This is a genomic window from Deltaproteobacteria bacterium HGW-Deltaproteobacteria-18 (assembly GCA_002841885.1).
Classification (GTDB): Bacteria; Desulfobacterota; Desulfovibrionia; order Desulfovibrionales; family Desulfomicrobiaceae; genus Desulfomicrobium.
Genome location: PHBE01000012.1, coordinates 1 through 22,274 on the forward strand (window position 1 = coordinate 1; position 22,274 = coordinate 22,274).

General features: G+C 61.2%; 25 protein-coding genes. 23 read left to right on the forward strand and 2 right to left on the reverse strand.

The genetic code is table 11. From position 1 onward, the window contains the following. The 23 genes from CVU60_11865 to CVU60_11975 form a co-directional block, all read left to right on the forward strand. Positions 1-127 (forward strand): USH1C-binding protein 1 (locus CVU60_11865; GenBank protein PKN41140.1); only part of this gene is annotated, 127 nt, incomplete at its 5' end. A gap of 104 nt (positions 128-231) precedes the next feature. After that, positions 232-735 carry a hypothetical protein gene (locus CVU60_11870; protein ID PKN41141.1) on the forward strand — a complete coding sequence of 168 codons (504 nt, stop codon included), beginning with the start codon at positions 232-234 and terminating at the stop codon, positions 733-735. Between the two features lie 76 nt (positions 736-811). Next, positions 812-1,297: a CesD/SycD/LcrH family type III secretion system chaperone gene (locus CVU60_11875; protein ID PKN41142.1), complete on the forward strand. Its 486-nt coding sequence runs from the start codon at positions 812-814 to the stop codon at positions 1,295-1,297. 133 nt (positions 1,298-1,430) lie between these two features. Further along, complete coding sequence (locus tag CVU60_11880; protein ID PKN41261.1) at positions 1,431-2,390, forward strand: type III secretion system protein; 960 nt, start codon at positions 1,431-1,433, stop codon at positions 2,388-2,390. A 66-nt stretch (positions 2,391-2,456) separates the two neighbouring features. Then, positions 2,457-3,236 (forward strand): type III secretion system protein, encoded by a 780-nt coding sequence (locus CVU60_11885; protein ID PKN41143.1) that lies wholly within the window; start codon positions 2,457-2,459, stop codon positions 3,234-3,236. A gap of 156 nt (positions 3,237-3,392) precedes the next feature. Further along, entirely contained in the window at positions 3,393-3,866 is a 474-nt protein-coding gene (locus CVU60_11890) for a hypothetical protein (protein PKN41144.1), read from the forward strand. 419 nt (positions 3,867-4,285) lie between these two features. After that, a complete protein-coding gene (locus CVU60_11895; GenBank protein ID PKN41262.1) occupies positions 4,286-6,091 on the forward strand; it encodes an EscC/YscC/HrcC family type III secretion system outer membrane ring protein in 1,806 nt (601 codons plus the stop codon). Then, complete coding sequence (locus CVU60_11900; GenBank protein PKN41145.1) at positions 6,088-7,554, forward strand: EscD/YscD/HrpQ family type III secretion system inner membrane ring protein; 1,467 nt, start codon at positions 6,088-6,090, stop codon at positions 7,552-7,554. The genes CVU60_11895 and CVU60_11900 overlap by 4 nt, the downstream gene beginning before the upstream one ends. Beyond that, the gene (locus CVU60_11905) at positions 7,547-7,759 is read left to right on the forward strand and encodes a hypothetical protein (GenBank protein PKN41146.1); all 213 of its coding nucleotides are present in this window, start codon (positions 7,547-7,549) and stop codon (positions 7,757-7,759) included. Before CVU60_11900 ends, CVU60_11905 begins: the two co-directional genes overlap by 8 nt. Positions 7,760-7,804: 45 nt before the next feature. Beyond that, a complete protein-coding gene (locus CVU60_11910; GenBank protein PKN41147.1) occupies positions 7,805-8,056 on the forward strand; it encodes a type III secretion protein in 252 nt (83 codons plus the stop codon). A gap of 11 nt (positions 8,057-8,067) precedes the next feature. After that, a complete protein-coding gene (locus CVU60_11915) occupies positions 8,068-8,436 on the forward strand; it encodes a hypothetical protein (protein PKN41148.1) in 369 nt (122 codons plus the stop codon). A 9-nt stretch (positions 8,437-8,445) separates the two neighbouring features. Then, positions 8,446-9,060, forward strand: coding sequence for a hypothetical protein (locus CVU60_11920; GenBank protein PKN41149.1), 615 nt, complete (start codon positions 8,446-8,448; stop codon positions 9,058-9,060). Positions 9,061-9,121: 61 nt separating this feature from the next. After that, positions 9,122-9,898 (forward strand): EscJ/YscJ/HrcJ family type III secretion inner membrane ring protein, encoded by a 777-nt coding sequence (locus CVU60_11925; GenBank protein PKN41263.1) that lies wholly within the window; start codon positions 9,122-9,124, stop codon positions 9,896-9,898. 84 nt (positions 9,899-9,982) lie between these two features. Next, entirely contained in the window at positions 9,983-10,690 is a 708-nt protein-coding gene (locus tag CVU60_11930) for a hypothetical protein (protein PKN41150.1), read from the forward strand. After that, positions 10,669-11,289, forward strand: a complete 621-nt coding sequence (locus CVU60_11935) for an HrpE/YscL family type III secretion apparatus protein (GenBank protein ID PKN41151.1) — start codon at positions 10,669-10,671, stop codon at positions 11,287-11,289. Before CVU60_11930 ends, CVU60_11935 begins: the two co-directional genes overlap by 22 nt. 59 nt (positions 11,290-11,348) lie before the next feature. Next, a complete protein-coding gene (locus tag CVU60_11940; protein PKN41152.1) occupies positions 11,349-12,665 on the forward strand; it encodes an EscN/YscN/HrcN family type III secretion system ATPase in 1,317 nt (438 codons plus the stop codon). A 2-nt stretch (positions 12,666-12,667) separates the two neighbouring features. Then, a complete protein-coding gene (locus CVU60_11945; GenBank protein PKN41153.1) occupies positions 12,668-13,156 on the forward strand; it encodes a type III secretion protein in 489 nt (162 codons plus the stop codon). A 23-nt stretch (positions 13,157-13,179) separates the two neighbouring features. Beyond that, a complete protein-coding gene (locus CVU60_11950) occupies positions 13,180-13,875 on the forward strand; it encodes a type III secretion protein (protein ID PKN41154.1) in 696 nt (231 codons plus the stop codon). Beyond that, complete coding sequence (locus CVU60_11955; protein ID PKN41155.1) at positions 13,872-15,014, forward strand: YscQ/HrcQ family type III secretion apparatus protein; 1,143 nt, start codon at positions 13,872-13,874, stop codon at positions 15,012-15,014. The genes CVU60_11950 and CVU60_11955 overlap by 4 nt, the downstream gene beginning before the upstream one ends. Continuing rightward, a complete protein-coding gene (locus CVU60_11960; GenBank protein PKN41156.1) occupies positions 15,001-15,654 on the forward strand; it encodes an EscR/YscR/HrcR family type III secretion system export apparatus protein in 654 nt (217 codons plus the stop codon). The genes CVU60_11955 and CVU60_11960 overlap by 14 nt, the downstream gene beginning before the upstream one ends. A gap of 12 nt (positions 15,655-15,666) precedes the next feature. Next, positions 15,667-15,999 carry an anti-sigma factor antagonist gene (locus CVU60_11965; protein PKN41157.1) on the forward strand — a complete coding sequence of 111 codons (333 nt, stop codon included), beginning with the start codon at positions 15,667-15,669 and terminating at the stop codon, positions 15,997-15,999. A 10-nt stretch (positions 16,000-16,009) separates the two neighbouring features. Then, on the forward strand, positions 16,010-16,426 hold the full coding sequence (locus CVU60_11970) for an ATP-binding protein (protein PKN41158.1): 417 nt from the start codon (positions 16,010-16,012) through the stop codon (positions 16,424-16,426). A 113-nt stretch (positions 16,427-16,539) separates the two neighbouring features. Beyond that, positions 16,540-17,127: a transglycosylase gene (locus CVU60_11975; GenBank protein ID PKN41264.1), complete on the forward strand. Its 588-nt coding sequence runs from the start codon at positions 16,540-16,542 to the stop codon at positions 17,125-17,127. Between the two features lie 138 nt (positions 17,128-17,265). Here the strand turns inward: CVU60_11975 and CVU60_11980 are convergent, their stop codons facing one another. Next, a complete protein-coding gene (locus tag CVU60_11980; GenBank protein ID PKN41159.1) occupies positions 17,266-18,693 on the reverse strand; it encodes a hypothetical protein in 1,428 nt (475 codons plus the stop codon). 51 nt (positions 18,694-18,744) lie between these two features. Next, positions 18,745-22,272: a hypothetical protein gene (locus CVU60_11985; protein PKN41160.1), complete on the reverse strand. Its 3,528-nt coding sequence runs from the start codon at positions 22,270-22,272 to the stop codon at positions 18,745-18,747. Positions 22,273-22,274: the final 2 nt, after the last annotated feature.

Here is a 22,274-nt window from a genome sequence, read left to right on the forward strand (position 1 = left end):
CAAGACCCAGACCCTCATGGTCTACCTGCAGGACTTCATCGGACAGCACAATTCCTTCCTGCAGGGCGCGAACACGGCCATCAGCAACGCCAACCAGGTGCTGACCAACATCGCCCGCGGGCAATAGGATCGCCGGGATAGTCTCGAGCACGGAATAAACACGCCGCAATCGGGTATTCGCGATCCGGCACACACAAACGCACCAAGCACGCAACCGTAGAGGACATAACCATGACAACACCAATTTCCGGATCCCAGAGTCTTTCCCAGATCATGTCCGATATCGACCTCGGCCCGGCCGGCGGCATCCAGATGATGTTCGCCAAACTGCAGATGGCCCAGTCCCAAATATGTAAGAATCAGGCCAACGATTATATGGCACAGATTCAGGACATCCAGGCTGAGCAGAAGGCCTGCGCGAGTATGATCGAAAAGGCCCGGGCCCTGCAGAATACGGCCAAGACGGACGATAAGGCCACGACCATGCCTGCCGATATGAAAAAATTCTTCGACGACCGCGGCCTGTCCTATGACACGAAAGGTAACGACACCAAACACAACAAGGATGAATGGGACTTCAACCTCAAATCCCTGACCAACTACCAGGAACAGATCGGCAGCAAGACCCAGACCCTCATGGTCTACCTGCAGGACTTCATCGGACAGCACAATTCCTTCCTACCAGGTACTGACCAATATCGCTCGCGGACAGTAGGGCGTCGCCTCCAAGAGTGACGTATTCCAACCAAAAACACGGCCCGTCCGCAGATCCGCGCTCACGCCGACTGCCAACCGGGCCAAAGAGACATCCATGAATACCACACAGTCTTCCCTCGACGATCAAGAAATCCAGGCCATCGTCAAGGCGATGCAGAATGGCGCCAGCATCAGCGATGTGGCCAACATGAACGCGGAAGTCCTTGAAGGGCTCTATTCCCTGGGCTACAACCTCTACACCTCGGGCAACTTCAGCGACGCAGAGATCATCTTTCAGTCCCTGTGCCTTTACAAACACTCGGATGTCCGCTTCTGGATGGGCCTGGCAGGCTGCCGTCAGGCCAACGAAAACCTGCAGGGAGCCGTGGACGCATACTCCATGGCCGGGGTGGCCGGCGGGCTTTCAGACCCGTCTCCCTTCCTCTATGCGGCCAACTGCTACATCAAGATGGGTGACAAGGAGAATGCCGTGGGTGCCCTGAAAGGACTGCTCACCATGGGCGAAGAGTCGAATGCGGCCCATGCCCAGTGCAGAGACAAGGCCAAAGAGCTTCTCAAGATGCTGGAAAGCAAGGCGTAAGGGTACAGTCATGAGCAGCGACCTTACCATCAATCGTTTTCAGACCGGAAACATAGACGCGTCCACCGCCTCGCAGGAGTTGACCGGAACCCGGCAGGTCGGAGGGACGACCATCCCCCCGGCTATCGGCGACATGACCCTGAACAATGCGCTGGAACAGCTCGGGCTCCCGGTGCTGTCCACCCCGGTGGGCAGCATGTCGCTGGACGCTCTGATGAGCGCCATCGGAAACGAATCCCGCAGACAGGCGTGCAAGGACGGCGTCAACAGCCTGGAGCTCAAGGCCCAGCAGCAAAAAGAAGTCAACGACAAGCAGCTGGAACAACTCGCCAAACAGCTTGAGGAAATGAAGAAGAAGGCTGTGCTGAACGGATTTCTGAAAGCCTTCAAGATCATTGGCATGATCGTCGGCGCCATTGCCTCCGCAGCGACCATCGTCGCCGGAGCCATGACCGGCAACCCGCTGCTGATCGCGGCCGGTTGCATCGGCATGGCCATGACCGTCGACACCCTCGTGTCCACGGCCACGGATGGCAAGGTCAGCTTGATGGCGGGGTTCGAGAAGCTCGGCAAGGCCATGGGCATGGACGACGAGACCGCCAAGTGGTTCGCCTTCGGCATGCAGATGGCCATCATGGTGGTGGCCATCGGCGTGAGTCTTGGAGCGGGGCTGGCCGGCACGTCCTCCAGCGCCGCCAAGGTCGGTGCCGATGCCGTCAAGGTCGGTGCCGAGGTTGCCAAGGCAGGCGCCCAGACCGCCCAAGTCAGTACCCAGGCCGCCCAGAAGGCCCTCAGCGTTATCTTGACCGCGCAGAAGATCCTGAACTTCACCTCGGCCGGCCTGGGCGTGGCCCAGGGCGCAACGACCGTCGCCAGTGCGGTCGTTGATTACAACGTGGCCCAGACCAAGATCACCACCAAGGAACTGGAAGCCATTCTCGAACGGCTCAGAGAGTCCATTGAAATGGACAGGGCGCTGGTGGAAAACGAGATGGAGCGCGCCAACGATCTCATGGCCAAGGTCACGGAAATCATAAAGGGATGCGCCGAGACGCAGGCCGCAATTTTGACGACCACTCCGGCCATGGCCTAGCCGGACGGGCCCGGCCTGCCGGAGCCCCCACGCCAACCCGTTTCAAACAGGCCACGAGGTAGAAACATGACAATCACGAATGTCAATCAGATCAGCGGATTCGATGCCGCCCAATACAACCAGCTCCTGGAAACGGCCAAGTCGGATTATGTCTCCAGTGCCCAGGTCGACCAGGCCCTGCTGGCCGCGGTCAATTCCGGAAAAACCTTTGAACAGGCCCTGAGTGCGGTCAGCACGTCCCTGCCAACCCTGCCTCCCCCCATCGGCACCGGCAAACTGTGGGACAACGGGCTGGACGGGCTGCCGTCTTTCAGCGCCAACTACCTGGCCCTGATCGGAGACGTGGCCTCCGAACAACGCCGCAAAAGCGCCGAGCAGCGAGCCTTGCAGACGGAGCTCATCATCGACACGATCAAGGATCAGGCTCAGGAGATGCGCAGCAAGGCCGTCTTCCAGCTGTGCATGGGCATCGTTTCGGGAGCGCTGAGCATCGCCCAGGGAGCCATGGCCTTCAAAATGATGTCCAGCGGTGTTTCCGCGAATGCCAAAATTACGGATACGGCGGCCAAAGGGCACGCTGACATGCTGCTCAATACGCGGGTACAGAGCTTCAACGCTGGTGCAAGCGGCGTGACCGGCATGGTGGGCAGCATCAGCCAGGCAGTTGGCAGCTTTTACGACTCCGACATCAAGCTCATGGACGCCACCATCGAACGGGCCAGGGCCCAGACCGACGCCCTCAAGAGCATGGAGGACAGCCTCAGGGAACTGATCGGAAAGATGCTCTCGACCATGGACTCCATCCAGCAGAACACCAACCAGACCCGGACCAAAATTCTCGGGTAAAAGCCCGCTGGCGCGACCGGGACCCATCCCGGCGCGCCGAGGAGGGCCCGACGTCCGACAGGTCCGGGCCTATTTCAAAAACGCGACACACGGGCAAACTTGTTTGACAAAATGAGGGCCTTGGCCCAAGAGTTTCACGTTCTACAAGGAGTTCACATGACCTTGCCCCAACAGGCCGCCGACGCCATCACCTCGGCTGCAGGCTGGCAACCGGCCCGGCCGAACGACGACGGCGTGTTCCGCTTCCGCCTGGAAGGAGACCTCGAGATGGACTTTTTCTCGCCCGACGGGCGCACCGGCATCTTCCGCTCCACCCTGGCCACCCTGCCGGACACGGAAGCTGAGGCCGATGCGTTGCTGAAAACCTGCGCGCAGCGCGCGGTGGCCGCCTCCCGAAAGCGAAAATCCATCCTCTCCCTCGACGCCGGTCGCCTGCAGTTGCACCGTGCCGTCAGGCTCGACGGGCTTTCGCCGGACATGCTGGCCCGCGTAGCCTCCGATGAGGCCCGGAACTTCCTGAACGACCTCGCGTGGTGGCAGGTCCAGACCGGAGCGAAACCCGGACAATCCGCCGCACCATCTCCCTTCAGCCTGTCCGGATTCGGCGGCTCCTGGTCTCCGGGACGCTGATGGGCATGACCATTCATACACCTTCACGCTTCCTGCGCCGCGCGGCAATCCTCCTGGTCCTCGCCCTGGCCGTCCTGACGGCGGTCCCGGTCCCGGCCGCCCCCGGCGATCCAACGCTCAACGGCATCCGGCACCGTTCCGAACCCGGGCACACGCGCGTGGTTCTGGATGTCAGCGCACCGGCGGACTTCACGCAGTCCCTGGAGGAAAAAGCCGGAACACGGCGGCTTCGGATCACCCTGCGCGGCGTCGGCATGGCCAAAGATGTCAAGCCCGAGCTCGCCGTCGGCGACGGCATCGTCTCGTCCATACAGGCCACCGCCACCCCGGACTCGGGCGTGGAGGTGGTCCTTGACCTCATGGCCATGGGCCGCCACCGCATCTTCACCCTGACAGGTCCCGACCGGGTGGTCGTGGACATGTACACGGCCCCGGCAGTGAAAAAGCAGCCTACGACCGCGTCGACGCTCGCCGTACTCTCGGTAGCCCCGCCCCCCGTGGCGTCCGGGAGCGGTTTCTCCAAGCCCTTCAGCTACTACGCGGACCAGCAGGAACTCGCCACGGTGCTCATGCACTTCGCCCGCTCGCAAGGACTTGGGGCGTCCCTGTCCGCCGGGGTGACCGGCAAGATCAGCGGCCGTTTCTCCGACGTGCCCGCGGACAAATTTTTGCAGGGCATGCGCGCCGCCTTCGGCGTGTCCTGGTATCGCATCGGCAGCACTCTCCATTTCTTCAACGACGCGGAGATGACCCGCGCCTTCATCACCCCCAGGGCGCTGACGGCCGAAAAACTCTATTCCATGCTCCAGCAGTCGGCCGTATTCTCACCGCAGCTCCACCCGGTCCTGGCACCGGACGGGAACATGATCGTCGTTTCCGGTCCGCCGGAATACATCAACCAAGTCATGAGTGCAGTGACGGCCTTCGAGGAGGCCCAGACCGGGACCGTTGTCATGCGCGTCTTCCCGCTCAAGTACGCCTGGGCCGAAGACATCACCGTGAACAGCATGGACAAGACCGTGACCATACCCGGCATCGCAAGCATCCTGCGGGCCATGCTGAACGGAACGCCCGTCTCGGCCACGCGGGTGACCCAGCAAAAAGCAACGCTGGACACACTCTCGGGCACAGGGCTGGCCGCCCAGGGCCGGGAACCAGAGCAGCAGGAGCAGGCCGCGCAGCCCGAGGCGACCGGCCCAGGCGCCAACATCATGGCCGACCCCAGGGTCAACGCCGTCTTGATCCACGACGCCGAATACCGCATGCCCTACTACGCCAAGGTCATCGAAGACCTGGACAAACCCGTGGAGCTCGTCGAAATCCACGCGGCCATCGTGGACATCGATACAGACTTCAAGCGCGACCTCGGCATCAACTACCAGGCCGCGGACGGCTCCAGCAAAGGTTGGGGCTTCGGCGGCGAGCTCTCGTCAAGTGATGACGCGTTTTCCCCGCTGCCCGCCATCGGCTCTCCGGCCGGTGCCGGACTGACCCTGTCCACCATCTACACCATGGGCTCCGACTACTTCCTGGCCCGCATCCAGGCCCTGGAAGAAGAGGGCGAGGCGCGCATGCTCGGCCGCCCGTCCGTCCTCACCGTGGACAACGTGCAGGCCACCCTGGAGAACACCACCACCTACTACATCCCCATTCAGGGCAACGAAGCGTCGGACCTGTTCAAGGTCGAAGCGGGCACTGTGCTGCGCGTCACCCCGCATATCATCACGGAGCAGGACGGACGGCGCACCATCAAACTGGCCGTGAACGTCCAGGACGATCAGAACAACAACAGCGAAGCCACGTCCACCACAACCATCCCGCCCATCAAACAGACCAAGATCAACACCCAGGCCATCGTCGGGGCCGGACAGAGTCTGCTCATCGGCGGCTACTACTACGAGCAGAAGGGCAGCTCCGAAAGCGGCATCCCCATCCTCAAGGACATCCCGGGCGTAGGAAATCTGTTCAAGACCACGTCGAAAAGCAGCAAACGCATGGAACGGCTCATCCTCATAACCCCGAGGGTCATCAATCTGCAGGACATGCCCGCCATCCCGCCACGACTGGATGATCCGGCCATGCGCCAGAGCCCGACCCAGGCGGACTATTCAGAGCGCCCGGCACCGCCCAAGCGTAGCGGTTGTGCGCACGCCGCCCCGACCGACGAGGCTCTCGCGGCGCCGTTCAAACCCGAAGCCCGGCCGGCGGGAGGCACCCAGCCATGACCCCGGCCGGCTCCATCCGCCTGCGAATCTTTTCCGGCCCCCACATGGGCGCGGAAATCATCCTGCCGCCCGGGGAACACCTGGTCGGCAGTGACGATTCCTGCGACATCATCCTGAGTGAGGGCTTGGTGTCGCCGCGACACGCCCTGGTGCGGATCATCCCCGTTCAGGACGACTCGCCGAAGGCCAACATCCGGCCCGTGGACGACACCGTACTGATCGACCAGAGCCCGGCCGCTGCCGACGGCACACCCTGGAATCCCGGTTCACCGTGCCTGCTGGGCTCGACCATGCTGGCCTGGCTGCCGGCCGAAGACACGGCTGAAGCATGGCAGGACCTCATCGCCCGCCTCGCGAAACCCGCAGACAGCACCGACCGACAGGCAACGGCCCCTTTGGCGCCCGACACATCGGCCGTCGAAGCCGGAACGGTTCAGGCGCCAACAGAATTGGCAAACGCCGACGCCGTTGACTCCGCCACGACGCCGCCCCGACCCCGAAACCGGACCACAGGCAAGATCATACGCGCCCTTGTGGTCCTGCTCTGCCTTGGCTCCCTGGCCGTATCCTACGAATTTTCTACCCGGCCGACCGGCGTCAGCCAGCAAGAACTCACTGAAATTCTGAATGAAAGCGGGTTCACTAGCCTCTCGGTCCAACGCGACGGAGAGATCCTGGAGGTACGCGGGGAAGTGGCGGACGACCACGAACGGGCCCGCTTGCTCCGACTGGCCCAAAGTCTGCAGTCACCTGTTCAACTCGATGTCCACGTGCGTGCGGACCGGATCGGGGCCATCGCCTTCGCCTTCAACAGCCAAGGACTGTTCCCGGAGATCTTGAAGACCGAGGAAAGCAATGGCTACCAGGTACGCGGCTACATGCGCAGCAGTCAGGTGGAGGAAGCCGCCTTCGTCGCGGCGCAGGAGGATTTCCCGGCCAACATGCGTCCCCTGCTGGTGCGGGACATCATCCATGCCGACGCAGTGGACGAAGCCCTGCGCCCCCTGCTGGCCCGCGCGGGCATGGACTTCGTCTCGACCGACTACCACCCCGGGATGGTCATCTTCTCAGGGACTTTTTCCGAAGCCCAACGCAGCGTGCTGGAGTCGGTCATGTCCGAGACGCAACAAGCCCTTGGCGTTCCGGTGCCTTTCAGAATCGTTGCCGCGACGCAGGTCACACTGACCAGGGCTGCAACTCCCGCGAACACGACATCGGCCATGCCCATGGCTGCCCCGAGCCCCATGGCGACAGAACCTACCGAAGCGAGCATCGAGGGACTACAGGTGACAGGCGTGACCCTCTCACCCATGCGCTTTATCTCCGTACACACGGGTGAACGGGTTTTCGAGGGCGGATTGCTGCCCACGGGGCACACCCTGGAAAGCATCGACGACAAGGAACTAAGGCTCCGCAAAGACGGGGTTGTAACCATTTACAGACTGCGAGGCACCAATGAATGAAGCTTTTGTCTCGGTCCTGGACATACTGGAGAACGATCCATCGGGTGCGGGCCTAAGGCCCATCCGGGAAGACCTTCTGAACATGGACATGGACATCCGTAGGAACATGGACCGGGGTCTGGCACCGGATGAAATGACCACGGCCCGGACATCGCGCGCCATGATCCAGGCCGCGGAGAGCATCCTGAACAAGCTCTCATCCTGATCTGAAAAACGCAGCCTGCCGCTCCGGCGGGCAAGGAAGGTACATATGGCTATTTCAGGAACCCCCGGACTGAACCTGGGCAATCTCTTCGACAAGAGCATGGAAGCCGTAAGCAAGCGCGGCGCGAACATCGAGCAGAAAATGAAGGAGCTGCAGAACAGTGAGTCTGCCAGCCCCGAGCAGATGGCCATGCTCAATTTCGAACTTGGCCAGTACAACGCCATGCTCGAATCCCTCTCCACCGTCACCAAGAGCATGAACGACATGCTCAAAAGCCTCGCCCAGCGCGCGGGCTAGGGAGAATACCCATGCTTTCCACGGAACACAGACAACGCCTCCTCGACATCGCCAATGCAGGCTGCTCCAAGGGCCTCGTAGTCGAGGCGCGGGCCATCTACGAAGGCCTGCTGACCCTGGACCCGGACATGGCCCCGGCCAACATCGGTCTGGCCTTGAGCCACATCGTCCTCAACGAATTCGCCGAAGGCGAGGAACTCCTGCGGGAGAAAGTTCTGGCTGCCGACCCTGCCGACCAGGAAGCCCGCGCCATGCTCGGCCTTTGCCTTACTCTTGCCGGACAGCGCGAGGCCGCCGAGGACGTACTGGAGCCCCTGTCCAGGGAAGACGGTCCCAGGGCCGAACTGGCGACGACCCTGCTCGAACACGCGCGTCAGTAGCAGACACCCATGGAACTGGGGTCCGTTGCCAACCTGGCGAGTCGGCTGCTCGCCGCCCTGGAAAAAACCGGAGTCTCCAGCGGCGCGGAGCTGCGCTCGGACTTCGGTCCCAGTGGGCAACCGGACCCGGAACTTGTACGCGCCTTCGAGGAAGCCATGGAGCGCGGCCCCGAGCCCGTTTCTCCAGGATCATCCGGGACCGACGAAGCTACGGGGTTAAACGAGCTGCCCCAGATCGACGTGCAGCCGACAGAGCAGACCCAGTTCCAGACGGAGGCCGTGTCAAACGGCCCCCAGGCCATGGACGCTCCGGAGGCCCCGGAGAAAATCGCCGACCAGTCCGAGGGCTTACGCACGGCGGAATCGAATGGGTTCGCTCCACGAGAGGCTGCGGCAACGGATGCAGGCTCCCAGCCGAATGCTTCGTCCAGGGTCGAGGCCTCGGACGGGCTGCGGGAGCTGGAGAATATCCTGGGACGCATCGAGTCGGGCCAACTGCGCGCCGAGGACCTGTTCCGCATGCAGTATCTCGCCGGGATGCTCAAGGTACACGCCGAGAGTGGCATGAAAGCCTCGCAAAAAATGGCCCAGGGGTTCGAAAGCCTCCTCAGACAAAAGGGATAACAAACACAAGGATTGCACGGTGCCCACACCCAACGTTTCAACTCCCCGGGGCCGCTTCCCCCTGCCCAGTCGGCTCATCCCGGCCATTCTCGTGGTATTGTGCTGTCTCGTCCTGGCGGGTTGCCAGGTCGAAGTCTACCGGGAACTGAGCGAGGAGCAAGCCAACTCCATGCTGACCGTTCTGCTCAAGCGGGACATCCAGGCCAAAAAGGTGGCCGAGGGCAAGAAAGGTTTCTCCATCACCGTCGATGAAAAAGAGCTCGTCCAGGCCCTGGAGATCCTCCAGGAAAACAACCTGCCGCGCGGCAGCTTCACGGACATGGGGCAGATCTTCTCCGGGCAAGGCATGATCTCCTCTCCGGCCGAGGAACAGGTGCGCCTGGCCTACGCCATCTCCCAGGAACTCGCGGACACCTTCTCGCGCATCGACGGCGTGCTCACTGCCAGAGTGCACGTGGTTCCGGCCGGAGTCGCCCAGGCCGGCGAGCACCAGAACCTGCCGTCGGCGGCCGTATTCATGCGTCACCTGCCGGATTCCCCCGTGACCAACCTCGTGGCCCGGGTGCGCGAGGTCACGGCCAAGGCCGTTCCGAATCTCGACCCCGAACGCGTCTCGATCATGCTGGTTCCGGCGCGCGAATCCGTGAGCGTCCCCATGGTCGCACAGGAACGCTTCCTGGGCATACCGTACAGACCCGCCGACGGTCCGCCGTTTGTCCAGGCCCTGGCCCTTCTGGTCGCGGCCCTGTGCGTCAGCGGAGGCATCCTCTTGGCAGGGTACGAGCTGTACCGTCGCAATCAGCGCCGGAAGGATCCAAAAGCCGCCCTGCCCGAGTGAACCGGCGCGATCCAAGCGGATCAGCGTTCCCAACACCAGCTCGACGGACTCCTTCGCAAGTGACCCGTGACGACAAGGCAACGCATGCACAAAGACTTTTTTATCCACATCATCCGGCACAAGCCGCAGCTCTTTCGCTCCATGCTCGCATTCAACGGGCAGGGTGACCTGCGGCCGACCGAGGTGCCCGCCGGTCTGCTTCGGATTCAGGGCTTGGACGCAGAGACCCTGTGGGCCAATGGACGCGCTCGACGCCGTCTCGCCGACCAAGGCACTTCCGACGGACCGGACCGATTCTGGGACTTCGCGGAGGAATCGCGTCGTCTGGCCCTTCTGCCGCCGGAACTCCTGGCTCGGGCCGTGCTCCAGTTCGGCGTGGCCCTGCATGCCGACGAACTGTCCCATCTCATCGCAAGCGAGGACGTCCTGACCGCGCGAGGGGAAATAGGCCCGGAACTCTACGCCTATGCCTTGCAACGCGGCAGATTCCAGGCAGGATCACTGACTGGTCTCTTCGGCGACGGACACGGCGGCCTGACCGCGCGCATCCGTCTGCACGGACGCCAGGCCCTGGCCCTGTGCAGTTCCGTCTGGCCCCGGGAACTGCTGGACATCTGCGCCGCCCGGTTCGCAGAACTGGCCCCGACGTTCTCCGCCGCAGGCGCCCCGGACAACATGGACACGGACCTGGATGAGACTCTCCCGACCGAAGCCAGACGGGCCGTATGGTTTGGATTCAAAAAAATTCTGCTCAAGGAGGTCGCGCCGCAATGGGCTCCATGTTTCGACTAACCAAGGACACGGTCCTGCCCCCGGCCGGCCTGCGGGTACTCAAGGCCGCAGACGCCGCGACCCTCCATTCCTCCCAACAGATTATCGACGCCGCGCGGGAGCGGGCGGAAGCCATCGTGCGCGAGGCCGAAGAGGTCTACGAACAGCAACGCCAACAGGGCTACGAGGACGGCCGGACCGAGGGCAAGCTCGAACATTCCGAGAAAATGCTCGAAACGATCATGTCCTCGGTGGAGTTCATCGAAGGCATCGAATCGACCCTGGTCGACGTCGTCGGCCAAGCCCTCCGCAAGATCATCGGCGAACTCGACGATGCGGACCGCATCGTGCGCATCGTGCGCACGGCCCTGACGGGCGTGCGCAACCAGCAGCACGTCACCGTGCGCGTTGCCCCCGCCGACGCCGCAGCCGTGGAGAAGGCCCTGGCGGCCATGCTGCAGTCCGCCCCTGGTCGGACCAGTTTCCTGGACATCGTGCCCGACGCGCGCCTCGATCGTGGAGCCTGCCTCCTCGAAAGCGAACTGGGCGTGGTGGACGCCAGCCTCGAAACCCAGCTGCGGGCCTTGGAGAATGCACTTCAGGCCCGCATCAACACCTGATCCGCGCAGCGGGCCGGCATAATCCGCGCGGCCCTCGGCCGCACGGAAGGAGAACGGGAATGGCATTTGAATATATCGGCGCGCTCCTGGAGGAGACGGTCCAGAACACCAGTTCCGTAGAGGTTCGGGGGCGAGTGGAGCAGGTCGTCGGCACCATCATCCGGGCCGTGGTGCCCGGGGTCAAGGTGGGCGAACTGTGTATCCTTCGCAACCCGTGGGACAGCTGGACCCTCAAGGCCGAGGTGGTGGGCTTCGTCAAACAGGTGGCCCTGCTGACCCCCCTGGGAGATCTGCAGGGCATCTCCCCTGCCACGGAGGTCATTCCCACCGGCGAAATCCACTCGGTTCCGGTAGGCGAAGACCTCCTGGGCCGCGTGCTTGACGGCCTGGGCAATCCCATCGACGGCGGGCCGCCGCTGAAACCTCGCACCCGCTACCCCGTATACGCCGACCCGCCCAATCCGATGTCGCGGCGCATCATCGACCGCCCCATGTCCCTGGGACTACGGGTACTGGACGGGATGCTGACCTGCGGCGAAGGACAGCGCATGGGCATCTTCGCCGCAGCGGGCGGCGGCAAGAGCACCCTGCTCTCCAGTATCATCAAGGGCTGCTCCGCCGATGTCTGCGTGCTGGCCCTCATCGGCGAACGCGGCCGCGAAGTGCGCGAGTTCATCGAACACGACCTTGGGCCCGAAGGCCGCAAGAAGGCGGTGCTGGTGGTCTCCACTTCGGACAGATCGTCCATGGAGCGCCTCAAGGCCGCCTACACGGCCACGGCCATCGCCGAATATTTCCGCGACAAAAGCCGCAGCGTGCTGCTCTTGATGGATTCCGTGACCCGCTTCGGCCGCGCCCAGCGCGAAATCGGCCTGGCCGCAGGCGAACCGCCCACCAGGCGCGGCTTCCCGCCATCGGTCTTCTCGACCCTGCCGAAACTCATGGAACGTGCCGGCACATCGGACAAAGGCTCCATCACGGCCCTGTACACGGTGCTGGTTGAAGGCGACGACATGACCGAGCCCATCGCCGACGAGACCCGCTCCATCCTTGACGGTCATATTGTCCTGTCCAGAAAGCTGGCCGCATCTAACCATTACCCGGCCATCGACGTTCAGGCCAGCGTCAGCCGCGTCATGAACGCCATCATTTCCAGCGAACACCAGCAGTCCGCCCAGAAACTCCGCAAGATCCTGGCCAAATTCGCGGAGGTCGAGCTGCTCGTGCAGATAGGCGAATACAAGAAGGGGTCGGACCGGGATGCCGACGAGGCCTTGAGCCGAATCGATGCGGTAAATACGTTCCTCAAGCAGGGGCTGTCCGAGAAAAGCACTTTCGAGGAGACCCTGCAGGCCATGCACAAGGTCGTGGCCTGACCATGGCCCGCTACCCCCTGGCCCCCCTGCTCTCGGTGCGGCAGTACAGGGAAGAAGCCGCTCAGAACCTGCTGCGACAGGCCGAGCGGATGGCTCGCGAGACCGAAGCCACGCTGCGGGAACGCGAAAAAGAGCTTGAGCGCTATCGCATCTGGCGCGTAGAGGAAGAGGATAGGCGCTACGAGGCCATAATGGGACAACTTTTGAGCCTCGACGACCTGGAGGCTTTCAAGGCCGGACTCGGTCGCCTGCGCGATGCAGAACTCCTGCGCGAGGAGGATGTGGCCAAGGCCGAGCAGGCCCTCGTCAAGGCCCGCCAGGAAGTGACCGACGCCAAGAACGGCCTGAACAAGGCCCGTCGCGACACGGCCCGCATTCTGGCCCACAAGAACATATGGAATGAAATGACCCGCCGGGAAGCCGAACGGAAAGAAGACCTGGAAAGCGAAGAATTCAGGCCCCTGCCCATCGGCACGGGCGATGACGCCTGATCCCGGTCAGGAAGGACAAGAATATGCCGGATTTCATGAAAGTCGACTCCGCACGCCTCGAAAGAGCCGGCGCGGGAGAGGAAAAGCCCGGGCCGCAGCAACCCGACAAAGACTCGGTGCAACGTTTCCAGGATTCGATGGAGACCAAGGGAAGGGATCACGAAAGCCGACCTGAGCGATCCGACAAAGACGCGGCGCAGCGTTTCCACGATTCGGTGGAGACGAAGGGAAAGAATCGCGAAGGCCGACCTGGCGACACTCCCGGGGATGCCTTTGATGACGACGCCCCCGGACAGATGCCTTCCTTGCCCCTGAATGACCTGTTCAGCGGTCGTATGACGTCGATTACGCCCGGTGCAGCCCGGCCCGAAGCGCCCATGCCGCCCAGCGAACTGGCCGAGAAGCTGGTGGAACGCATCCTGGTCGGCCAGACCGCGGACGGCGGACAGGAAGTGCGGCTACGCCTCGGACCCGACGTATTGCCCGGAACGGAAATACGTATGACCAAAGGCCCCGACGGTACCCTGCAGGTCGTCCTGATTACGGACAACGCCTCGTCCTTCCAGACCCTTGTCGCGGCGCAAAACGACCTCAAGGCCAGGCTGGAAAGTCTGGACAGTCCGGTGCGCATCGATATCACCTCCGAAAGCGGCGCGGAAGACAACGACAGCAATCGCCGTTCAAGGGGCTGGATCCCCGAAACCGATGAATCCCGATGACAGGACCAACCATGCCTGAACACACGTCCGCCGTGTACGCTCCTCCACACCTGGACCCGCTCCAGGCCCACGTGGACAACATGCTTCTAACCCGCGAGCAGCCCTGGACCGTAGTTGTCGGCCATCGCCCCGCCACGCTGCGGGCGGTGCCTGCGCCCTTTCCCTTCACGGCCATGGGCTCGCTACGCCTGCACTGCGCCGGGGGCGCCTGGCGCGTGGAGCTGGGCGACACGGATTTCATACGCCGCCATCCTGCCATCGCCGAAGTTCCACTCTGGACAGACCTGCCCGGGGCAGTGCGCCTGGCCGTGCTGGACCTGATCCTTGGCACCTTGCTTGAGCCCCTGCAACGACTCATGGGCAACGCCGCCACCCTGGGGGAAGCCACGCTCGAACCCGGCGAGACCGAGGACGATAATCCGGCCGCATTCGTGCACCTGATTCTTGAATTTTCCGACGCCGGGCATGACGATGCACCCGTGCCCTTGCGCGTCGCCATACCGGACCGACAGTCCGCCCTGTTCCTCTGCGATCGCCTTGCGGAGCTGCCGATCCGCGGCGCAGGCCAGGGCGCGGAAGAGCATCCCGACCTGCCCATCGCGGTGTGCGTGGACGCGGGCAGCATGCACATCTCCATCCGGGAGCTTTCCGCACTGGAGCAAGGCGACATCCTCCTGCCGCCCGACTACCCAGGCGCACAGGGCAGGATCATGCTCCGTCCGTGCCCTCCCGCGACCGGACAGGCAAATCCCCCGGCCGGTGCTACCGGCGTGCTGTGCACCGTTAACGACACCCAAGCCACGGTGGTGAAAGCCGTGACGAATTTCCAGGAGCCCCCCATGACCACCACAGATCCGTCCGCAACCACTTCTCCCGCCGAAGATCAGGCAGGGCTGGATGTCGGCGGCATCGACGTCGAGCTCTGCTTCGAACTTGAACGCCGCACCATGACGGTCGCGGACCTCGCGGCCCTTGTGCCGGGCTACACCTTCACCCTCGGTTGCGACCCGCTCTCGCCGGTATCGCTACGCATCAACGGGACCGTTGTCGGCACGGGACGCCTGGTGGACATCAACGGCGTGCTCGGCGTGCAGGTCGATTCGCTGGCCCGGAAGGGGGGACAGGATGGTCGGGGTTAATCCACTCTTCTTCATCTTCGGCATCGCAGCTCTTGGCTTGGCGCCGTTCATGCTCATGATGGTGACCTCCTACGTCAAGATCGTGGTGGTCACCTCCCTGGTGCGCAACGCCCTGGGCGTGCAGCAGGTCCCGCCGACCATGGTCATGAACGGCCTGGCCATCATTCTCAGCATCTTCATCATGGCGCCCATGGCCATGAACACGGCAGCGCTCCTTGAGACCGCCGACATCAAGGAGAACCCGACCCCCGCGGAAGTCGGTCAGATCCTGGAGCACATCTCGCCGCCCCTGCGCAAATTCCTGTCAGCCAATGCCAACGAATCGGTGGTCCGGACCTTCATGAGCACGGCCAAACGCATTTGGCCCCAGAATCTTCACGAACGCATCGCGCCCGACAACATGTTCATCCTGATTCCGGCGTTCACCATCTCGGAACTGACCAAGGCCTTTCAGATAGGATTCCTGCTCTACCTGCCTTTTGTAGCCATAGATCTCATCATTTCGAACATCCTGCTGGCCATGGGCATGATGATGGTGTCCCCCATGACCATCTCCCTGCCCTTCAAGCTCCTTCTCTTCGTAACCCTTGACGGGTGGGTGAAGGTCAGTCAGGGGCTGCTTCTGAGCTACGCACAATAAACGGAGAAAGACATGCATATCGACGTATCACAGACACAGGACATCGTCGTCATCAAACCCAGCGGCAGCATGGACGCGACGACCACGAACATTTTCGTCAACGCCTGCCAGGAGAGCCTTGATGCCGGAGCGGTCAAGATCCTGGTCGACCTGGCCGGCATCGAATACATGAGCTCCGCAGGCCTGCGCGGCGTGCTGACCCTGCTCAAGGGGAGCCGCGCAAAAAAGGTCCCCGTGGCCTTCTGCAATCTGCAGCCCATGGTCAGTGAAGTATTCAAAATATCGGGATTCACGGCCATGATGCCGATCTACGACACTCCGGAAACGGCCCTGGCCAAGCTCTGAGAGGAGAAACATGGCCACCCTGACCGTGCCCGCCCGCATTGAGGAACTCGACGCAGTAAACGAGTTTCTGGAGAGCCGCATCCCGCCGGATTTCCGGGACATCGCGCCCCATGTACGGCTTGCGGCCGAGGAGCTCCTGGTCAACGTCTTCTCCTACGCCTACAACGGCGGCCCAGGCGAGGCCCGGGTGGAATGCCGCCCCGCACGCCTGGAAGGCCGGGACTACCTCTTCTTCAGCGTCACGGACTGGGGACGGCCCTTCGACCCCTTCGACGAGGCACCGAGGCCCGATCTCGACCTTGACGCGGACCACCGGCCCATCGGCGGTCTGGGGGTCCATCTGGTGAAATCCGTCAGCGCCCGCCATGAATACAGATATCACAACGGCGCGAACATCGTCGAAATCTACTTCGCCAAGCCCGAGTGATGCGTCCCCTCCGACACGCCGCCGCCGCTCTGACCTGGGCCGCCCTGCTCGCCTCTCCGGCCCTGTCCGCAGACGTGCCAAGGCGCAGCATGCCCGGCATCCTGCAGGAGGAAATGAGCGTCTCCGAGCGTATGCCCCAGGTCGTGCGGCCCCTGCATAACGATGAAGCCACGGCACTCCCCGACCCCGCTCGCGGAACAGAGAACATGATCGAGCAGATGGACGTCTATTCCCTGTCGGATCACGCCCATCTCCTGGCCCTGCCGCGCATGGTCCCACCCCTGCTCGTCACGGAATCAGCCCAAGGACGAGCGCACATGCCGACCATGACCGAATGGGACCCGATCATCGGCCACGGCAGCCGCGTCTCGGGCCTGGACCCGGACCTCATCAGGGCCGTCATCCGCGTGGAGTCCAACAACGACCACCTAGCCATCTCACCCAAGGGGGCTCAGGGCCTCATGCAGCTCATGCCCGGCACCCAGGCGCACCTGGGGGTGACCGACCCCTTCGACCCCCGCGCCAACGTAGAGGCCGGCAGCCTGTACCTGCGCCGCCAGCTGGACGCCTTCGGCAACCTGGAGCTGGCCCTGGCGGCCTACAACGCAGGCCCGGGCAACGTGCAGCGCCACGGCGGCATTCCACCTTTCCGCGAAACACAGGATTTCGTGCGCAAGGTCCTGGCGCTCTATACTCCTTAAGCCCTCGCACAAAAAAATACGCCCGTGTCAGGGATACGGTTTTCGATGCTGTCGAAAACCGGCCTGATCGGGCGCTTTGTAAAAACGGACAACTTCAGTCCGTACTGCCAGAAAAAACTATCGTATCCCTCTATGTATTCAACTTTCCAAGTCGGCCAGCGCAACCCGGTTCCGGCCATGATTCTTGGCCTGATAGAGAGCCTGGTCAGCGGCCGTGATCGCTCCTTCCAGGTCTCCACCATACTGCGCCACTCCGAAACTCGCCGTAACCCGGATTTCCTTGCCCGCGAAATAGTAAGTCGTGTCGGCGATGCGCGCACGGACCTTCTCGGCGACCTCCAGTCCCCCCGCCGAGTCGGTATCCGGCAGAAGCATCATGAATTCCTCTCCGCCCCATCGGGCCAACGTGTCCTGCCCACGAATGACGCCTTTCATGCGCACCCCCGTTTCCACCAGGATACTGTCCCCGGCATCGTGACCATGAGTGTCGTTGATCATTTTGAAGTGATCCAGGTCCACGATGATCAGCGTGAAGGGCGTGTTCTGCCTGCTGTTGCGGGCCACTTCGAGATCGAGCCGTTCCTGGATGACCCGGCGGTTGAAGAGACGTGTCAGGGGATCGATGGTAGCGGCTTCCTGTAAAGCCTTTTGCGCGACAAGGCGTTCGGCCACTTCCTGGCTGAGCTTGCTGTTAACTTCCGAGAGATCGGCGGTACGCTGGCGAACCCGGATCTCCAGCTCTTCCTTGGCCTTGCGCAAGGATTTGACGGCCGCCTGTGTCGTGCGCTGGGACAGGGACAGACTGCTCGACATCTTGTTAACAGCTTCGATGAGCCTGTCGAGTTCGTCATTGGTCTGGATGTCGATCTGCTCGTCGTAGCGACCTTCAGCGATGGAAGAACAGCGGGAGATGGAGACGTGTATGGGCATCATGAATCGGTTGGCCAGGATTCGGGCCAGGACAAAGGCCAGGACAACGGCCGCGATCAGCGCGACAGCACCGGAGATGCGCAGGGCGCGGTATTTTTCACGCACCTTGTCGGCGCGCATGTCGATGCCGACCAGAAACTGCCCCCTGCCGTTTTTGATCGGGGCGTAGCCAGATAGAAACGAGCCCCATTCGTCGGAAGCGATCTCGTCGTCGACGATCATGGACGTGAAGCCCCTCAGCAGGGTCGGCAGAACCTGATCGTACTTTTTGCCCGGCAAGGCCTGCGCATTGGTTTCGTCGGAATCAATGACGAAGAAGACTTTCTCCGCCTCAAGGCGCATCACGTACAGGAAGGCGATGTCAGAGTTCATGTGTTTGAGGGTGCGCAACTGGTCGAGGGTGGCCACATATTCGGGGCTGGCCGTATTTTCCTCGGCACGGATGTGACGCAAAGCCTCCGCGTCAAGAGTCTGGCTGATCAGGGCCGCGCTGGCCTGAAGACGTTCCCTGATCCCGTCCATGAGGCTTTCCACAGCGCTCAGGTAGAAATACGTCCCCGCAGTGCCGGCGATGAATAAGACAATGAGGACGTGGCTCAGGAACAGTTTGGTGCGGACGGAAATGCGGATGTTCATGCGTAAGCTGCTCCATGCTTTTATTGCTTATCTTTCGGGATTGCTTTTCTTCTATAGCATCGGAAAGCGGGCATTTCCGTTGGCGACAGGGGCAGTGAACACCCCTTTGCCAGACTTGTCGTCGGTGGGAGTGAAGGTCAACGTGTCTTTGTTCAGACTCACGTCATACCAGCGTGGTTCCTTCGTTAAGGACGAATCGATAAGAATTCTGGACATTTTTCCGTCGATATCATGCGAAGAAACGACCCGCAGGCTCTTACGCAACGATTTGGTATCAAGAGGATGCCAAGCAATCTCCACGCACCCCGTGAGATGTTTTTGCGCCTCGGCATTAATGCGCGCCTGGGTTGATTTGACGTTCAGCCCTCTGGCCTGGATGTGCGAAAAGGCATGTATCACCGCTATATGCAATTTTTCAAACTTAACTCCGAAATCGTTGGCGTCTTTCTGTCCCTCGGGAATAATATAATGGTCCAACCACGTGGTTTCACCAGGGCTTAACACATGCTCGCTGAACAGCCGTTCAATAGATTTGGCTATTGCCGGATCAAGGTTTCTGGCTTTTGCATCAACCAAAGCGACCGCCAAATCCCGCGTCAGGGTGAACAACTTGGTGATCTGCTGCTCTTTACCCATCTGAATCCTGAATTCCATCAGCGCCTTGGATTCCTCCATCATGGAACCGGTCACCGAGATTAGCGGATTATCCACACCTACCTCACGCGACCTTTGACCGCACTCGTTTATTATTTTGACTTGTTCAAGTGCTGCAGCTTCACGCAATTCAGCGGGACTGACGTCAACATCACTCAACCTAACGGCACTCTCTGTCAGGTCGACGACTCCAAGCATATCCGAAACCCCACGCGCAGCGTCAAGGCCCAGCGTGCCGACATTACGGGCGACGTCAAACACCGTGGAATACGCATTGAGCATGGTGGCGCGCAGGTCCGTTATCTGCTGCGTCTGAGCCACGGTGAATTTGTCTGGATTCAGCAAATAAGCCTGTTCCTGCTCAGCCAAAAATTCCATTGCCGGGAAGAAAGAGTGTATCGTCTTGCTCAAGGATTCCTGAGCTTCCTGACGTATTCCCCGCAACTCCAGTGTCATTTCCTTATTACTGGACATGGTATCGGCATAGTGCATCAACTTTTTCGTATATTCAGAAATATTGGACCGCAACTCATCAGCATGAGAGAATCCTGCTTTGGTCAAGGCGATGAAGGAATCCTGCATAAGATTGATCGTGTCGGAAATACGGATACGCGCGGTGGTCATCTTGGACACACTCTCAAGCACTTCGTTCATGTGTCCCATGTTGTTCAGGCTGTCACGTCCCATACCAACTGTGAAGCCCCAATCTCTCCACTCGTTCACATCATCTTTGAGACTCTTGTACAGTTCAACTTTCTGTTGATCCGCAACGCTGTCGGTGGACAGAGACTTGTTGAGGGTATCCAGAAGACGTTCAAACATCGCCACGGTCTCTTGGCCGGGAATTTCGTGGGGGTGCTCCATGATAAAGTCGACAATGGCGTTGCAGTCGCTTTCCCATGCTCCCCGATCGACGCCTTCCGGGCAGGACTGGCGTAGCATGTCCAGTCCTTCGGAGGCCAACTGGCCCATGGCGTGCATGTTGATCATGCCTTGGAGGTCGGCTTCCAGCCGCATCAGTCCTTGCAGTTCGGTATTCAGGGTCGCAAACAGCTTCGTCCGCTGATCCAGTCTGGCCTGTTTGCCGTCGATGCCGCTGAGAGCCGAAGCCATCTCGTAGGAATACGCCGCCTTGATGTCTGTGATCCGTTCTGCCAGCTCTGAAAGCGTGCCGCGCAGCGAGGCTTCGTCCAGTTTTTCGGGATTCAGCGTGAGCGGCGTGCGCAGCTCGGCCAGCCGGTTGTCCAGTTCAGAGATGCCGGTTTTGGGTGCCGAATTCCGATATTCCTGCATGTGCCTGCCAAACCGCTCGGCATCTTCCTGCATGCGCATTTCGCCGGTCTGTTTGAACTTTTCAATCTGCTGCGCACTCGGTTTGGGCACTGTGACCGTAAACGACGTGGTGGCATCAAGCCGGGTGAACAGCTTTTCAAAGCTCTGCACCGCGACACCTTGCAGTCCTTCGGTGAACTGAGCCGCGTGTGTCTTGATAAGATTCAGCGCAGGCACATCCTTTGCGGAAATGAGCGAACCGGGTGCTTCCAGCAGGTGCCTCGTCATCACGGAACAGGCTTCGTGCCATGAGTTGCCATCCACTCCCGCGGGCGGCTTGTCGCCCTTGGCGGCCAACTGCCTGGCCAACGTAATGGCCGAAAGCTCCACCTCGATGCTTTTGAGTTCCTGGCCCGCAGCAACGAACTTGAGCGTCATGTCTTTAACCGAATTGACCGCGATCTGCGCCACGGCTCTGGCCCCCACGGGCATTTCCGGACTTTGATTCTGACTGCGGATATAGTTGCGGATGAGGTCATCCGCCTTTTCGTCAAGCGGGCTTTGCAGGCTCTTGGTCTGCTCCAGTGTCGCGTTTTTGTAGAGGAAGAGTTTGGATAAATCGCGGTTTGCTTCTTCGGCCGAAACCAGCTGGGGCTGGTATTTATCCACCGCCAACTGCCCGGTCATTTTGGCCGATTCCGTCTCCAGTGCCTTTTCGGCAATTTCCTTTCCCCGCTTGATGGTCGCGCCGATAATGGTGTCCAGCTCCTCCCGAACGGCATCAAACTTTTCCATTGTCAGTTCCGTTTCGGGGTTAAGGCCCTCTCGCAACAATCGGAGCTGGTCAGTGAATTCTTCCATTTCGGGGGCGCCGGTCTTGCACAATTGCTCCAGCCCGTTCAACTTCTCCCGCAGGAGCTGTCCGACACGTTGTTCTTTCGAGCCGAACAGGCCCTTGAAAACGTCGCCCAGCTTTTGCAGCCCGCTTCGTTGATCCACGGGTTCGGCCACGACATCAGGCAGGCTCGCATGCAGCAGCTTGTCGAATTGACGAACCAATGCGCCGTGGTCGCGCGTAACGGGGTTTTCGTCCGGCATTCTGGCCACCACGGCAACGGCTGCTTTCATGCTGTTCAGGGCGCTGGGGTTGTCCTTCTTCAAGCCATTGATCAACCGCTGCAGGAACAACTTCTCAGTGTCTTCACGGTTCAGCCCGTACGAACGGACCAGACTGTCGACTTCAGTTTCAAACGCGCTCAGTTCTTTGGAAATGCCGTCGATCAGAAGATTCTTTTGCTTCACGACATCGTCCGAAAGTCCGGACTTGCCAGCAAGCGCCTGGAGATTGACGAACTTCCCGGCCATCCGGCCCAGATTCACCTCGATGGCGTCCTGCGTCCGGCGCAGCTTTCCGGCTGAATGCCACCAATCGCACTTGTCGATCGTGGCTCTGAACAGGCCTTCAAGCCCCGTGTTCGCCTTATGCGGCTTGTGCTGGGGACGGGCCGGAGCATCCATGATTTCGGCCTTAACAATTTGACCTTTCTGTCCGATGGTAATAGCACGCTCGTCGCCGAGTTCGTTCATCTTGAAACCATCTTGCCGTCTCACCAGACAATCTTGCGCCTGATTCATATTAAGGCCGATGCTCATAG

What these genes read in the sequence shown, in the direction of transcription:
- CVU60_11920 (PKN41149.1), top strand. Translation starts at nt 8,446, where the DNA reads ATGGAACTGGGGTCCGTTGCCAACCTGGCGAGTCGGCTGCTCGCCGCC.
- CVU60_11885 (PKN41143.1), top strand. Translation starts at nt 2,457, where the DNA reads ATGACAATCACGAATGTCAATCAGATCAGCGGATTCGATGCCGCCCAA.
- CVU60_11875 (PKN41142.1), top strand. Translation starts at nt 812, where the DNA reads ATGAATACCACACAGTCTTCCCTCGACGATCAAGAAATCCAGGCCATC.
- CVU60_11940 (PKN41152.1), top strand. Translation starts at nt 11,349, where the DNA reads ATGGCATTTGAATATATCGGCGCGCTCCTGGAGGAGACGGTCCAGAAC.
- CVU60_11895 (PKN41262.1), top strand. Translation starts at nt 4,286, where the DNA reads ATGTACACGGCCCCGGCAGTGAAAAAGCAGCCTACGACCGCGTCGACG.
- CVU60_11955 (PKN41155.1), top strand. Translation starts at nt 13,872, where the DNA reads ATGACAGGACCAACCATGCCTGAACACACGTCCGCCGTGTACGCTCCT.
- CVU60_11935 (PKN41151.1), top strand. Translation starts at nt 10,669, where the DNA reads ATGGGCTCCATGTTTCGACTAACCAAGGACACGGTCCTGCCCCCGGCC.
- CVU60_11950 (PKN41154.1), top strand. Translation starts at nt 13,180, where the DNA reads ATGCCGGATTTCATGAAAGTCGACTCCGCACGCCTCGAAAGAGCCGGC.
- CVU60_11980 (PKN41159.1), bottom strand. Translation starts at nt 18,693, where the DNA reads ATGAACATCCGCATTTCCGTCCGCACCAAACTGTTCCTGAGCCACGTC.
- CVU60_11870 (PKN41141.1), top strand. Translation starts at nt 232, where the DNA reads ATGACAACACCAATTTCCGGATCCCAGAGTCTTTCCCAGATCATGTCC.
- CVU60_11945 (PKN41153.1), top strand. Translation starts at nt 12,668, where the DNA reads ATGGCCCGCTACCCCCTGGCCCCCCTGCTCTCGGTGCGGCAGTACAGG.
- CVU60_11880 (PKN41261.1), top strand. Translation starts at nt 1,431, where the DNA reads ATGACCCTGAACAATGCGCTGGAACAGCTCGGGCTCCCGGTGCTGTCC.
- CVU60_11910 (PKN41147.1), top strand. Translation starts at nt 7,805, where the DNA reads ATGGCTATTTCAGGAACCCCCGGACTGAACCTGGGCAATCTCTTCGAC.
- CVU60_11985 (PKN41160.1), bottom strand. Translation starts at nt 22,272, where the DNA reads ATGAGCATCGGCCTTAATATGAATCAGGCGCAAGATTGTCTGGTGAGA.
- CVU60_11890 (PKN41144.1), top strand. Translation starts at nt 3,393, where the DNA reads ATGACCTTGCCCCAACAGGCCGCCGACGCCATCACCTCGGCTGCAGGC.
- CVU60_11900 (PKN41145.1), top strand. Translation starts at nt 6,088, where the DNA reads ATGACCCCGGCCGGCTCCATCCGCCTGCGAATCTTTTCCGGCCCCCAC.
- CVU60_11970 (PKN41158.1), top strand. Translation starts at nt 16,010, where the DNA reads ATGGCCACCCTGACCGTGCCCGCCCGCATTGAGGAACTCGACGCAGTA.
- CVU60_11965 (PKN41157.1), top strand. Translation starts at nt 15,667, where the DNA reads ATGCATATCGACGTATCACAGACACAGGACATCGTCGTCATCAAACCC.
- CVU60_11960 (PKN41156.1), top strand. Translation starts at nt 15,001, where the DNA reads ATGGTCGGGGTTAATCCACTCTTCTTCATCTTCGGCATCGCAGCTCTT.
- CVU60_11915 (PKN41148.1), top strand. Translation starts at nt 8,068, where the DNA reads ATGCTTTCCACGGAACACAGACAACGCCTCCTCGACATCGCCAATGCA.
- CVU60_11930 (PKN41150.1), top strand. Translation starts at nt 9,983, where the DNA reads ATGCACAAAGACTTTTTTATCCACATCATCCGGCACAAGCCGCAGCTC.
- CVU60_11975 (PKN41264.1), top strand. Translation starts at nt 16,540, where the DNA reads ATGAGCGTCTCCGAGCGTATGCCCCAGGTCGTGCGGCCCCTGCATAAC.
- CVU60_11905 (PKN41146.1), top strand. Translation starts at nt 7,547, where the DNA reads ATGAATGAAGCTTTTGTCTCGGTCCTGGACATACTGGAGAACGATCCA.